The organism is Clostridium estertheticum subsp. estertheticum (assembly GCF_001877035.1).
GTDB classification, from domain to species: domain Bacteria; phylum Bacillota; class Clostridia; order Clostridiales; family Clostridiaceae; genus Clostridium_AD; species Clostridium_AD estertheticum.
Window position 1 is genome coordinate 2,635,449 of sequence record NZ_CP015756.1, and the last position, 14,219, is coordinate 2,649,667.

Sequence of the window (14,219 nt, forward strand, 5' to 3'; positions counted from 1 at the left end):
ACCTATTAAGAATACAAATGGCTGTAGATAAATTTATCTACAGCCATTTTAAAAGCTAAATCATAATTATTAATTTTTATGCTTTAGTGCTTACCTTTGAAATTGCATTTTCAAGTATATCGAGTCCTGTATTTAATTGTTCATCTGTAATACATAAAGGCATTAAGCAACGAAGGGTGTTTCCTCTAACGCCACAATTTAATATGACTAAGCCATTATCGTTGCAATCTTTAATTATTGCTTTTACTTCTTTTGAAGCTGGTTCTTTTGTTACTCTATCAGTAACAAACTCAACACCCATCATTGCCCCAAGGCCTCGAACATCTCCAATAATCTTATATTTTCCCTTCATTATATTAAATCTATCTATAGCTATTTCTGCAATATGATTTGATTTAGCAGCATAATTATCTCTTTCCATAATTTCAATAACTTTTAAAGCTGAAACACATGCTATTGGGTTTCCAGCATAAGTCCCACCAATTCCACCAGCTTGGGAAGCATCCATAATTTCAGCTCTACCTGTTACTGCACTAATTGGCATTCCAGCTCCAAGTGATTTTGCAGAAGTTATTATGTCAGCATATAATCCATTGTCTGCCCAGTACTCACTAGCAAACATTCTACCAGTTCTGCAGTATCCTGATTGTACCTCGTCACATACTAATAATATACCATTCTCATCACATATACGTCTTAGCTCTCTTACATATTCAATAGGTGTTGGAAGGAATCCACCTTCACCTTGAAGAGGCTCAATAACAACCGCTGCAACGTCTTCTACATTTATTTTTTCTAAGAAGAAATTCTTTAATTTTTCAATATAGTACTTCATTGCATCTTCCTTAGGTATTCCAGCTGGACGACGATAAATATAAGGAAATTCTGCTTGATGAACTCCCGGAGCGAAAGGTCCAAAGCCAAGTTTATATGGTTTTATTGTACTTGTCATTGCCATAGTTAAACTTGTTCTTCCATGAAATCCACCTGTAAATGTAACTATCTCTGTTCTTTTTGTATATTTACGGGCAATTTTCACAGCATTTTCAAGAGCTTCAGATCCACTATTTACAAACATTGTTTTTTTCTTAAAATTCCCTGGAATAATACTATTTAACTTTTCAGCTAAACGTACATAAGATTCATATTGAACTACATTTATACTTGAGTGAAAAAATTTTGAAACTTGTTCTTTTACAACTTCAATAACTTCTGGATTAGAATATCCTATATTTAAAACTCCAATTCCACCAACAAAATCCAACATGATGTTTCCATCTACATCTTCAAACATTGCACCTTCTCCTCTTTCAATAAAAGTAGGTACTCCCGATGATACTCCAACTGGAACATTTTCTTGTCTAAGTTTTATTAATCCCTTTGCTTTTGGTCCCGGTATTGTTGTAGTTATTTTAGGTAAACTAGTTCTTAATGCTGTCATAATAAATTCCTCCTCAATTATATTAATGATCCAATATTTGTATTTATAACCTTATATATAGTTTTTTATTAATAACTTCATTGTGCAAACATTTTATTTTCAAGATTTTGAGTTCTATTATTTAAATAACTATTGCTCTATTTTTATTTTACTTTCTACGTCAGTCGTTATTATATTGTTGCTGCCAGCTGCCATTTCTGGTGGGCTTACTTTAAACCCTTTTGTAAGAAATATTAAATAGATCAAACCGAATGTGGCCCAGATACATCCTAATGTCAAAGCAGCTTTGTCTAAGTTCGTAAGAAGCAAGAAACAAAAGCTTGCACCAATCATTGGAAAAATTAAAAATAGAATAGTATCTTTAAATGACCGTCTCTTTCCCTTGATGAAATAATGGACAATCACCGAAATATTAACAAATGCGAAGGCCGTGAAAGCTCCAAAGTTAATAAAGGATGTTGATGTGGCTACAGTAAGTTTAAGAGCAAGCAAGGCAATCACTCCTGTGATGATAATGTTATTAATTGGAGTATTAAATTTGTTGCTCAGTACTCCAAATATTTTTTTAGGTAGTACGTTATCCCTCCCCATTGCATACATAAGTCGTGCACCACTTGCTTGGGCTGAAATACCAGAGGCAAACTGCGCGATAATCATGCCGATTAAAAAAATGGTACCGAATATAGGTGGTGCAACTTGTTTTGCTATCTCAAATGCAGCATTACCTGCATCTTTATAAACATAACCTGGGTGAGCCATATGGGTTGTATATGTTGCCACTATGAAAATCAACCCACCAATCACCGTTGTAAGTAAGATAGCACGCGGAATATTCTTTAATGGATCCACTGCTTCTTCAACAAAAGTAGAAACGGCGTCAAATCCAAGGAATGAATAACAAGCAATAGACGCACCGGCCATCACAAATCCAAACGGAACATGCTTGTTGTAAAAAGGACTTATCGATAACATAGTTCCTGTACCGATACCATGCATAACAGCTTTAACGCTAAAAGCAATAAAAGCGCCAATTACTAGAAGTTGCAGTAATACCATGACAACATTGACTTGTGCGCCAATCTTGATCCCGATGATATTGATTGAGGTAGTGACGAAAATAAATCCTAAAACAAACGCCCATGATGGAATACTTGGGAATGCAGCGTTAAAATAAGAAGCACCAATTAGCCAGATTGCCATTGGGATGAAGACATAATCAAGCATAACTGCCCACCCTACCATGAATCCCAGGTGCGGACTGATTGATTTTCCAGTATATGTATAAGCTGATCCTGCTACAGGAAAGGCCTTTACCATATGGCAATAACTCAGAGCGGTAAAAAACATAGCCACTAAGGATGCAAGATAAGCTCCTGATTCGACGCCATGAGTTGTTTCAGAAATAACACCATATATTCCATATACAATCATTGGCGCCAAATATGCCAGCCCAAATAAAGTTAAGTGATGTAATTTTAAAGTACGTTTAAATACCTGCTGGTCACCTTGATTTTCCATTGAAATCTACCTCCTAAAATATGTTCACTAATATAAATTTGTATATATCTCAATCATTTCTTCATAACATACCACCTTTCTTTTATTCATACTTATTTTCCTTAAAATTCTTTTCATTTCTGCAAGTGGTAACTGTTAAACCTTCTTCTAATAAAGTTACAGCTTTAGAAATATACTTATACTTCTAGCAATACTTATGCCAAAGTTACAATAAAATTGTGACTTTAAAGACTATTGATATATAATCGCTCTTCATATATCTTTTAATTAAATATTCTGATTATTGTTTACAATGTAAATTGTACAATAAAATAAGATATGTATCATAAAAAAAACAAATCTTAACAATTTAAATTAGCGAATCACTTAAACCCTTGCAGGATATAAGTGTTACACCCTATTTTATTTTTGTTACATATTTGAAACATGTTTCATTTCTGAAACATGTTTTTTAAATATACTTTTATTGCGATATATATTTTTTATAAATAAAATCCAAATTTAATATATTACAGCCATTTAATTGTTGTTTAAAATAGTAAAATATAAGAAGAGAAGTTTAATCTTCTCTTCTTATATTTTAATACAAAGTTTTATAAATATCTCTAATTTCATTCCTACTTAGAGGTACATAATTATTAGCTAGAAGTCTTTGTTGTCCTACAATAACACTATCTGAAAAACTTTCAATTTCCTCTACCTTCATGCCATAATCTCTTAAAGGTTTTTTAACTAATAACTTATTAAGTACTTCGGCAAGAACTGTAAATACATCACTTTCTGCACCTACCTTTAAAATATCTGCAAGTATTTTATTAACATCTTTAATTTTACCATTTGGGTTCTTTCTATTGTATGTTCTAAATACTTCCACAAACATCTGGTAGTTTGCTTCTCCATGAGGGACATGATATGTTCCTCCAAGTGGATATGAAAGTGCATGAACTGCCCCAACTCCTGCATTAGCAAAAGCAATACCCGCATAGTTACTTCCTATAACAAAATCTTCAATTATTGTTTTTCTATACTCTTCACCTTTTTCAATTATTTTAACATATCCGTTTAAAATGAGTTCCATAGCTTTTACACTAAACAATTCTGTATATGAATCAGCCTTTGGAGATACATAAGATTCAATCGCATGAATTAAAGCATCAATTGAACTAGCAACAAAGAATCTGTACGGAAGCCCTTTAACTAGTTCCGGAATAAGTACTGCATGGTCGGCATATAATTCATCTGCAGCAAGGCCCATTTTTGTATGTTTAGCTTTGATTTCAGCTATAGATATATTTGTAACTTCTGATCCTGTTCCTGCAGTTGTAGGCACTAGTATAAGTTCCTTATCTTTTATAATTGGAACTTTTCTCTCAAATAAATCCAAAGCTGTATTATTACCTTTTATTACAAGAAGTTTTGCTATATCAATAACACTACCGCCACCTACAGCAAAAATTCTTTTGAAAGTTTTACCCTTAATCATCGCAAGCACTAAATCAATTATTTGATCTGTTGGTTCGCCAACACCATACTTTTCAAGATAAACTACTTCAGACTTAAGGTTTAGGTTTCCGAAAAACGGCTTATATATATATTCATTTGATAAGATGAAATCACCTTCACCTATATTAAAAGTTTCTGCAAATTCTTTTGCTGTATTAAATTTATGAATTTGTGATTTAATCGAAAACAATTTCATTTTTCTACCTCCAAATTTAATAATTATTTTATGTTATTTTGACCAAATTTCTTCTGTAGTTGGAATTTTAGCATCCTTATTAAAATATCCTATTCTAGATATATTTATTAAATGAGTATACGTAAAGTTTTCTGATATTGAATTATTTCCCCAAGATCCACAACCAAGAGTTGTAGATGGATTAAACCCATTATTAAAACTTCCTCCTGTTCCTGTTGAGGATACTTGATTAACAATTAATCTACTTATTGGTAATTCTATTCCTGCTAGTTCAATATGAGCTTTATTATTTGAATGAATAGCTGCCGTGTGGCCTGCTCCTTCAAATAAAAGATTAGCTTTAGCTAATTCTACTCCTTCTTCAAAAGTATTGTAAGTCATTGTAATCATAATAGGGAACATTTTTTCTTTGTTAAGTACATCTAATGATCCTATTCCTTTAGTTTTTAGTATAATTACTTTAGTTGCTGCCGGAACTGTAACTCCTGCAACATTAGCTATAAACTGAACTGATTGACCTACAAGTTTCCCATTTATTTTACCATTTGGAAACATAGCATTTCTAAATTTTTCAATGTTTTTTTCATCTTCAATGTAATATGCTCCGTTGTTAATAAATGCCTTCATTATTTCAGCATGTTTTTCAATTGGTGCAATAATGGATTGTTCTCCAGAGCAAATGATACCATTATCAAATTTTCTTCCTGCGATAATATCTTTAGCTGCTTTATCATAATCATAATCTCTATCAATAATAGCCTGAACATTTCCTGCCCCAACTCCAAAGGCTGGTTTTCCGCTTGAATAAGCCGCCCTTACCATTCCCATTCCACCAGTAGCTACTACTACATCAACAGCAGCCATTAGCTCACCAGTTAATTCAACCGAAGGTTCTTCTATTATTTGAATCAAGTTTTCTGGTGCTCCAAGTTTTCTTAATTCATCATTCATTAGTTTAACCGTATGTGTGGAACACTTCTTAGATCTTGGATGTGGTGCAACAATAATTGAATTCCTTCCTTTTAATGCAAACATAGCATTGCACATAGGTGTAACTATTGGATTTGTAGTTGGTGTAATTGATGCTATAACTCCTTTTGGCTTAGCAACTAGTACTATTCCTTCTTTTCCTTCTTCTGATCCAATAATATCTACAGATTTTTTACCTTTTAAGCTGTTCCATATAGTTCTTGACTTACCAATGTGCTTAGCTACTTTATCCTCATAAACTCCCATTCCTGTTTCAGTTACTGCTTCTTTTGCAAGTAACTCTGCATTATCAAATATAACTTTGCCAATTACTCTAACTAAATCATCCACCTGTTCTTGATTATAATTTGCAATACCTGCTTGAGCTTTTTTTGCCTTAGCTACCATTTCATTTATACATTCCTTATTATTCATTTTATTTTCCTCCTCTAAGTATTTCATGTAATCTATACTACACATATTGATTTGTAATTATTTGTATTAACTTACTATTAGTTTATCATTGTTTTCGTCATTACCGAAAGTAAATTTTATAAATTTCTTTTTCATTGTACCTGTTTCCATAAACCTTATATGCCAAGATAGTGCATCGCATAATACATGAGGTGTATGCTTTCCACTACACTCTTGTGCTTTTTCAAGATATTCCAAAAGTTGTGGCCTATAATCAGGATGGGCACAATTATTAATAATTGCAAGTGCCCTTTCCTTTGGACTCTTTCCTCTTAAATCTGCAGTTCCTTGTTCTGTAACTATTACCATCACATTATGCTCTGTATGATCCACATGAGAAACTATTGGAACTATCGTAGATATATTACCTTTTTTGGCTATAGATTCTGTTGTAAATATAGTTAGTGAAGCATTTTCAGCAAAATCACCTGAACCTCCTATTCCATTCATCATCTTTGTACCCATAACATGAGTTGAATTAACATTACCATATATATCAACTTCTAAAGCTGTATTAATAGCGATAACTCCAAGTCTTCGAATCACTTCTGGATTATTACTTATTTCCTGTGGCCTTAATATGATTTTATCTTTTAAACTGTCTAGGTCACGTCTAAAATCTTCCATTCCAGCTGGTGAAGGGCATAATGCAGTACTTGATACCATTTTTGCTTTACCACATCTTATAAGATCAAGCATAGAATCCTGTATTACCTCTGTATAACAAGTAAGATTTTTTAATTTAGATTCACAAAGTCCTGCGAGTACTGCATTAGCTACACTACCAACTCCTGATTGGATAGGTAGTAAATTTTCTGGAAGTCTTCTTTCCTTAACCTCATTTTCAAGAAATTCAATTAGATTTTTTGAAATTGCTTTAGATGTTTCATCCATAGCTTTTAAAGGCCTTGTTTTATCAGGCATATTTGTCATCACAACTGCAACGATTTTTTCAAGTTTGCAAGGTATATAAGTTGTTCCAATCCTATCTCCCGTATGTGTTATCGGGATCGGTTTCCTAAAAGGAGGATTTTCCAAAGTATAAATATCTGCAATACCTTCCAATGATAATGGTTGATTCTCATTAACTTCAATTATAATTTTGTCTGCATTGGCAACGTAAGTAGCTGTATTTCCCACTGCTGTTGTGGGTATTATATTTCCCTCTTCCGTAATTCCCAACGCCTCAACAATAGCAATATTTACTTTAGGTAAAAAACCATAATTTATAAATTGAGGCATAACACTTAAATTCATATCAATATATTCAGTAAGCCCCTTATTAATATTGTTTCTTAAACTACTGTTAGTTTGATATGGCATTCTTTTTGAAATTATACCAACTTCTGACCAAGCTCCATCTATTTCTGCACCAACAGAAGCACCTGTATACAATGTAAGTTTCATTTTTTCACCGGTATTTTTAACTCTCTGTGCAAGAGCTAAAGGAACGGCCTTAGGGTAACCAGATGGAGAAAAACCACTTACACCAATCACCATCCCATCCTTTACGAGGCTCGCTGCAACTTCAGCTGAAACAACTTTTTTCATAACTTCTTGATTTCTTATTCTTTCATTTAGCAAAATCGCACCTCCAATTTGTATTAAATGTAGAACATCTATCACAAATTATTTATTTAGTATAAACTTAGTCCAAAACTACCGCCTCATAAGCTCGCTTAGATTTAAATGCAATATACGAACTCACAATAATAAATACAATTCCTATAACTACGTTTACTTTAAGCTTGTCTCCAAGCACCATTACAGCAAGTATGGTAGCTAATGCAGGCTTTATTAAAAATACCAAAGATGCAGTAACTGCTGAGGTTAATCTTATTGCTCCAAGATAGCATATATATCCAAGCGCCTTTACAAATAAGCCCATGTAACCCAGTACTAATACTGCATGCCCATCAATTCCTTTTATAATAGGTCTTCCTGTAACCAAAAGTATTAATAGTACCATTAATGCACCAACATAGAACACTATACAATTAAATATATAACCACCGTATCGATGTATTCTAATTTTGCTTATTACCGTAAATAGAGACCAGGCTGCAGCTGAGCCTAATGCAAGTGTTATTCCTAATAAATCAGACGTTCCACCCCCATTTATTATTTTAACCGGATTGAAAATTATAATAACACCTATCATTCCTATAATAAGAGATGTTAATATTTTTTTATTAATCTTTTCTTTTAAAATTAAATAAGCAAATGGTACTGTGAATAGTGCATTAGAACTAAATATAACTGCTGAGGTTGAGGCTAAAGTATACTTTCCTGCAAATGACAGAAGAGCCATTGAAATAGGTATACATAATGCAGCATTCAGCGAAAAATATCCCAAATCATTTATGCCAAGCTTTAGATTCTTACCTTTAATATCTTTTATTGCTAATGGAGTTAATAGTATAGCACCAATTAAAAATATAAAAAATGTAATTTGAAATGAATCTAATCCTTCCTTAACCAACATTTTATTTGCAATTTCCTGAGTACTATATGCTAGTGCAGTTAGCAAGATAAACACATTACCTTTTTTCATTTACTCCCCCCGCCCCCATAATTATTTTAGAACTCAGTTTTAAACCTTTTCTCCCACTCTTGAATAAGTGAAGTTCTAAAGTTTGGATGAGCAATATTTATTAAAGCTCTAGCTCTTTCCTTTAAATTTTTACCCTTAAGTTTTGCTATCCCATATTCTGTGACTACATAATTCACATCATTTCTACCAGTAGTAACTGCAGAACCTTCATCTAATAGTGGCACAATTTTAGAAATTTTACCTTTTGATGTAGTTGAGGCCATTGCCATAATGGATTTACCATCTTTACACATATTTGCGCCTCGTACAAAATCAACTTGACCACCGACGCCACTTATCTGTTTTAACCCTATACTTTCTGAAGCTACTTGGCCCATTAAATCTACTTGTACACAAGAATTTATGGATATCATTTTTGAATTTTTCGCAATCACTATCGGGTCATTTACATAGTCTACAGAATACATTTCAACCATTGGATTATTATTAACAAAATCATAAAGTCTTTGAGTTCCCATAAGGAAAGTTACTACTATTTTTCCTGGATGAATTGTCTTGAGTTTATTTGTTACAACCCCCGCTTCAACCAATTCAACTACCCCGTCTGAAATCATTTCTGAATGTATACCTAAATTTTTTTTGTCCTTTAAAAACAAAAGTACTGCATCCGGAATAGCGCCTATGCCAAGTTGAAGTGTTGAACCATCCTCTATCAAAGATGCACAATGCTCTCCAATAGCTCTCTCAACATCTCCGATTTTAGGAGGGTTAAGCTCTATTATTTGATGATTCGATTCTACAATATAATCGATTTCAGAAACATGTATAAACGAGTCTCCCATAGTTCTTGGCATTTTGTTATTAACCTCTGCAATTACTAATTTTGCACATTTTGATGCAGGCTTTGTATAATCGTTAGATACACCAAAACTACAGTAACCATATTTATCTGGCGTCGTAACTTGAATAAGTGCTACATCCACAGGTAATTCCTCTTTAAAAAGATTTGGAGTTTCCGAAAAATAACAAGGTGTAAAATCCGCTCTTCCGGAGCTTACTGCCTCCCTTGTACTTCCTCCCACAAACAATGAGTTATGTCTAAAATGCTTTTCCATGCCAGGCTTTGCATATTCACTTTTACTCATAGCTACCATGTGTATGATTTCAACATTCTCATAAGCCTCACAATTAGATACCATTGAAGCTAAAACCTCTATCGGCTCCCCACATGCATGTCCTATAACTACCCGGTCACCAGACTTCACTTTCGTAGCAGCTTGCTCAGCAGTAATAACTTTCGATTTATAAACATCTTCCAAATTCATGTATCCCACTCTCCCCATAGACAAAACATTTATTTTGTCTATAATCTTAAATAACTTGTTATCGTCGTTTCCACTAGTTATATATATTTTTTCGTATTTAGCTTCAATATTATGAGTCGCACAAGCACAACTACATCCACATAAAATGATCACTATGTCGTAAAGAATTCCTTGTTTTATCGTTTCAATATTATGATCCGTACCAATATTTTCCTTTATTCTTAACATTACATCTGTTCTCTCATACGTTGGATTGCATCCTCCACAGTATTTAATTCCGATTCTCATTATTTCCCTCTATTGCCTTCATTTAAAAATTTCCTAGCTTGTTCTAATAAATCTTGACTTACTTCATTTCTTAAAACCACCTTTTTAATTGTAGGTATTGCTTCTTTAATCGCTGCTTCAACTAAGTTTTCAACCGTATATTTTGCTGAAAAACATCCTTTGCATTGCCCCATAAGCTTAACTTCAACTATCCCATCATCGCAACTAATAAGTTCAATATTTCCATAGTGATCCGCTAGCTTAGGTCTAACATTCGACTCAAGGATCTTTTCAATTTCAGCATACATAACTTCATTAGCAAACACTTCGTCTTTAGCAAACATTTCGTCACTCCATTCTTTTAAAAATATCTGGGAGAATTTTCTCCCACACATGTTTATAAATTTATTCTTTTATCCTAGCAATAACTTTTGCTAAGGCTTTTTTACGAGGTAAATTGCCTTGTCTCGCTATCATTATTCTTTGAGCCTGTGGTGAACCTGCACCATGCATTGATTCTGTTCTATAACCAACTGCAGCAGTTCCAAGCGCCATATTTTCAATTAACCTTAATATTCTCATTCTATTTTCTGTTGAAACTGATGCAACTCCTTTTAAATATTTTTCACAATAAGGTCCAACAATCGGATCCTTAAAATCTTTATCCGAAGGCATAGTTACCATGAGTCCTCCAGCAATATCTTCTGCAAGTCTTACTATTTCATATGGAAATCTTGTAACATTTTGCTTACAGACATTAGCAAGTAATAAATCTATTATAAAATTACCTGATTCAGTTTTATGTCCTTCTGCAGAACATGCAATTCCACAAGCATATAGTGTCTCATTTAAATGAGTCATTTCTATTAATTTATCTTTGATATGTGATACTTTGGAAGTCCCATTATACTCTGCAGCTACAGCCGCCGCTCCAATAAGCACATCACCTACTCCAACTTTACATCCACCATAACTTTGTCTATGATATCCTGCAAATCTTTCAACAAGCATACCCGCAAATTCAGTTTCTCCATTTAAAAATATTCTCTCATTTGGTACAAAAACATTGTCAAATATGGTTAATGCTTCTACTCCACCATAATTGTAATTTCCAACATCAATGTCTGCCCCTTCTTCACTTTTTCTTGTATCACAAGATTGACGTCCAAGAATCATAATTATTCCTTTTGTATCTGTTGGAACTGAAAATGATACTGCATAGTCCTTATCCTCTGGTCTCATAGCCTGAGTTGGCATAACTAAAACTTCATGTGAATTACATATACCAGTTTGATGAGCCTTTGCACCACGAACAACAATACCATCAGGTCTTCTTTCAACTACGTGAAGATACATATCTGGATCTTCTTGTTTTGATGGCGATAAGCCTCTATCCCCCTTAGGATCTGTCATTGCTCCATCAACTACTAAATCATTTTCCTGGATATATGTTAAAAACTTCACAAAATTTTCATGGTACTTTGTTCCATAGGCTTTATCAAGCTCAAAAGTGGTACTATATTCAGAGTTAAAAGCATCCATTCCAACACATCTTTGGAAACATGAAGCGGTTTTTTGTCCACACAATCTTTGCATTTTAACTTTTTTTATTAAGTCATCAGTACTTTGATGAAGAGTAGAAAATCTGTTAATCTTTTTTCCTGTAATACTTGAAGTTGTGGTCATCAAATCCTCGTATTCAGGCATCTGTGCCAAATCATAAGTCATTTTAACTGAGTTCATTGAAGGACGAATTATTGGGTTGTCTACAACGTTATCTACTTTTTCTCCAAACATATATACTTTCAAATTCAATTTTCTAAGACTTTCTACGTATTCTTCTCCTGTCATTAATCCCATTATAAATCATTCCTTTCATAATTGTGTTTTTTATATTACTTTACGTTTATATACTTAGCAATACTCATGCCAAAGTTATTATTTTCCTTTTTTTGTGAGATATTTATGTTTTAATCTAGATTCATGCTTTTGTTGATAAAACTAATACACTATTATTATTCTTTTTAAAACAGGAGTTGTAAAAAAATAAGATATGTTTCATAAATAAAACACATCTTAAAATTAAAATTGCATAAGTTCATAAACATTCGCATTATATAAGCATTTTTACTCCATTTATCAGTCATGCATTTTTGGAACATGTTTCATTTTTACAACATTCCCATTTCCAAATATCTTTTACGCTTTCTAAAAAAAGTAGAAGAATTAATGCCCAATATTTTTGCAGCATCACGAACATTACCAGCATTGTCAAATGCCATTCTAATAAGTTTAATTTCTACTTTTTCAACTGCATCTTTTAAATTACCTATTTCCTTACACTCAGTATCTTTTTCTATGGTATTCGGAGACATTTTTATTGGCAAATCACTTTTGAATATTTTATTACCGCAACTCATCACTATGACTCTTTCTACAATATTTTTAAGTTCACGAACATTCCCCAGCCAATTATAATTATAAAGTGTATTTAAAGCCTCAATAGTAAAGGTCTTTTCAAAATTATATTTAATATTCAATTGAGACAAGAAATGCTGAATTAAAGGTACAATATCTTCTCGCCTATCCCTTAACGGTGGTACGGTAAGAGGCACAACATTTAAACGATAATATAAATCTGCTCTAAATGTTTTATCTTTAATCATCTCTTCTAAGTTCCTATTAGTTGCCGCTAATACTCTTACGTCAATTTTTATCGGTTTCACAGCTCCAATTCTTTCTACCTCTCCCTCTTGGAGCACATTAAGAAGCTTAACTTGTATGTCTAAAGGAAGTTCTCCAATTTCATCTAAAAAAACTGTACCTCCATCTGCAACTTCAAAAAGCCCCATCTTTCCTTCCTTATTCGCTCCTGTAAATGCCCCTTTTACATACCCGAAGAGCTCAGATTCTATAAGGGTCTGAGGAATTGCTCCACAATTAATTTTTATAAAGTTTTTACTCTTTCTTTTACTGTTTTTAAATATAAATTTAGCAATCTCCTCTTTCCCAACTCCGGTTTCTCCGAGTATTAAAACAGTAGTATCAACATTAGCTACTCTTTTAGCAACCTCCAGTAGATTTATCATCACTTTGTCGTTAGCTACCATGTCTGTTAAATTTAGATATTGCATTCTCATGGCTTCTATCTCTGAATAATATTTTTCTGTTAACTTCCTATTTTTAGCTAACTGTTCTTCTAGTTCGTATAATTCTGTTATATCTCGTACATTTGTAACTACCATACTTATATTACCTTTATCATTAAATATGGGATTACTAGAAACCAGCACCTTTTTGCCTGTACTGAACTCCTGCTCAATTGTATTAGATTTTCTAGTTTTTAAAACCATAAGAGTAGATGACTTAGATATATACCCTTCTTTTTCTAGGTCATACATATTTCTGGTTAACATGTTTTTTCTTTGTAACCCTGTTATATTTTCATAAGATTTGTTAATTCTTAATGTATTAGCTTTCCCATCGGTTATATATATACCATCATATGATGATTCAATAATTTTATTCAATTCTGTGCAATTAAGATTTGCCTCATCACATTCATAAATACAGTTTAGTCTTTTCTTTAGTTCACATATTTTTTCTAATGCATTTTCTAAACGTTGCTTATATATTTTATTCATGCTAAGAATTCCAGAAAATTTACCATCTGCATTTTTAACCGCCATATACCCTTCTACCTTATCAATACAATCCAATATTTCAGAATCTTCATTTATAATATTTGTTGTACCCCTTAAAAGGTATTTTACATATGTATCAGGGCTTGTACCTTTAATAAAATTATTAATTATATCATTTTTCGTTATAACGCCAACTAAGGTCTCTTTTTTATCTAATATAGGTATAACCTCAACTTTATTGTTACTAAATAACTGCGCTGCCTCATAAAAAGTATTATTTTCTTTTAGTTTGAAATCACTTTTTGTAATAATATCCTTTACTTTCAAA

At 32.6% G+C, this 14,219-nt stretch carries 10 protein-coding genes; all 10 read right to left on the reverse strand.

Annotation, left to right across the window (positions count from 1 at the left end; all coding sequences use genetic code 11):
- Positions 1 to 76: 76 nt before the first annotated feature.
- The 10 genes from gabT to A7L45_RS12185 all read right to left on the reverse strand — a co-directional run bounded on the left by gabT (position 77) and on the right by A7L45_RS12185 (position 14,218).
- Positions 77 to 1,441, reverse strand: a complete 1,365-nt coding sequence (gabT, locus tag A7L45_RS12140; RefSeq protein WP_071613030.1) for a 4-aminobutyrate--2-oxoglutarate transaminase — start codon at positions 1,439 to 1,441, stop codon at positions 77 to 79.
- 129 nt (positions 1,442 to 1,570) lie between these two features.
- Positions 1,571 to 2,959 (reverse strand): APC family permease, encoded by a 1,389-nt coding sequence (locus A7L45_RS12145; protein ID WP_071613031.1) that lies wholly within the window; start codon positions 2,957 to 2,959, stop codon positions 1,571 to 1,573.
- Between the two features lie 580 nt (positions 2,960 to 3,539).
- Complete coding sequence (locus tag A7L45_RS12150; protein WP_071613032.1) at positions 3,540 to 4,658, reverse strand: 4-hydroxybutyrate dehydrogenase; 1,119 nt, start codon at positions 4,656 to 4,658, stop codon at positions 3,540 to 3,542.
- Between the two features lie 33 nt (positions 4,659 to 4,691).
- Entirely contained in the window at positions 4,692 to 6,062 is a 1,371-nt protein-coding gene (locus A7L45_RS12155; protein WP_071613033.1) for an aldehyde dehydrogenase family protein, read from the reverse strand.
- Positions 6,063 to 6,128: 66 nt separating this feature from the next.
- A complete protein-coding gene (locus A7L45_RS12160) occupies positions 6,129 to 7,652 on the reverse strand; it encodes an acetyl-CoA hydrolase/transferase family protein (RefSeq protein WP_071614954.1) in 1,524 nt (507 codons plus the stop codon).
- 97 nt (positions 7,653 to 7,749) lie between these two features.
- Positions 7,750 to 8,655, reverse strand: a complete 906-nt coding sequence (locus A7L45_RS12165; protein WP_071613034.1) for a DMT family transporter — start codon at positions 8,653 to 8,655, stop codon at positions 7,750 to 7,752.
- Positions 8,656 to 8,681: 26 nt separating this feature from the next.
- Complete coding sequence (locus tag A7L45_RS12170) at positions 8,682 to 9,980, reverse strand: acetyl-CoA hydrolase/transferase family protein (protein ID WP_071614955.1); 1,299 nt, start codon at positions 9,978 to 9,980, stop codon at positions 8,682 to 8,684.
- Between the two features lie 287 nt (positions 9,981 to 10,267).
- Entirely contained in the window at positions 10,268 to 10,642 is a 375-nt protein-coding gene (locus A7L45_RS12175; protein ID WP_224616949.1) for a NifU family protein, read from the reverse strand.
- A gap of 10 nt (positions 10,643 to 10,652) precedes the next feature.
- Complete coding sequence (locus tag A7L45_RS12180) at positions 10,653 to 12,107, reverse strand: 4-hydroxyphenylacetate 3-hydroxylase family protein (RefSeq protein WP_071613035.1); 1,455 nt, start codon at positions 12,105 to 12,107, stop codon at positions 10,653 to 10,655.
- 311 nt (positions 12,108 to 12,418) lie between these two features.
- Entirely contained in the window at positions 12,419 to 14,218 is a 1,800-nt protein-coding gene (locus A7L45_RS12185) for a sigma 54-interacting transcriptional regulator (RefSeq protein ID WP_071613036.1), read from the reverse strand.
- Position 14,219: the final 1 nt, after the last annotated feature.

Coding starts and splice junctions, on each gene's coding strand:
- gabT (WP_071613030.1), bottom strand. CDS start 1,441: ATGACAGCATTAAGAACTAGTTTACCTAAAATAACTACAACAATACCG.
- A7L45_RS12145 (WP_071613031.1), bottom strand. CDS start 2,959: ATGGAAAATCAAGGTGACCAGCAGGTATTTAAACGTACTTTAAAATTA.
- A7L45_RS12150 (WP_071613032.1), bottom strand. CDS start 4,658: ATGAAATTGTTTTCGATTAAATCACAAATTCATAAATTTAATACAGCA.
- A7L45_RS12155 (WP_071613033.1), bottom strand. CDS start 6,062: ATGAATAATAAGGAATGTATAAATGAAATGGTAGCTAAGGCAAAAAAA.
- A7L45_RS12160 (WP_071614954.1), bottom strand. CDS start 7,652: ATGAAAAAAGTTGTTTCAGCTGAAGTTGCAGCGAGCCTCGTAAAGGAT.
- A7L45_RS12165 (WP_071613034.1), bottom strand. CDS start 8,655: ATGAAAAAAGGTAATGTGTTTATCTTGCTAACTGCACTAGCATATAGT.
- A7L45_RS12170 (WP_071614955.1), bottom strand. CDS start 9,980: ATGAATTTGGAAGATGTTTATAAATCGAAAGTTATTACTGCTGAGCAA.
- A7L45_RS12175 (WP_224616949.1), bottom strand. CDS start 10,642: ATGTGTGGGAGAAAATTCTCCCAGATATTTTTAAAAGAATGGAGTGAC.
- A7L45_RS12180 (WP_071613035.1), bottom strand. CDS start 12,107: ATGGGATTAATGACAGGAGAAGAATACGTAGAAAGTCTTAGAAAATTG.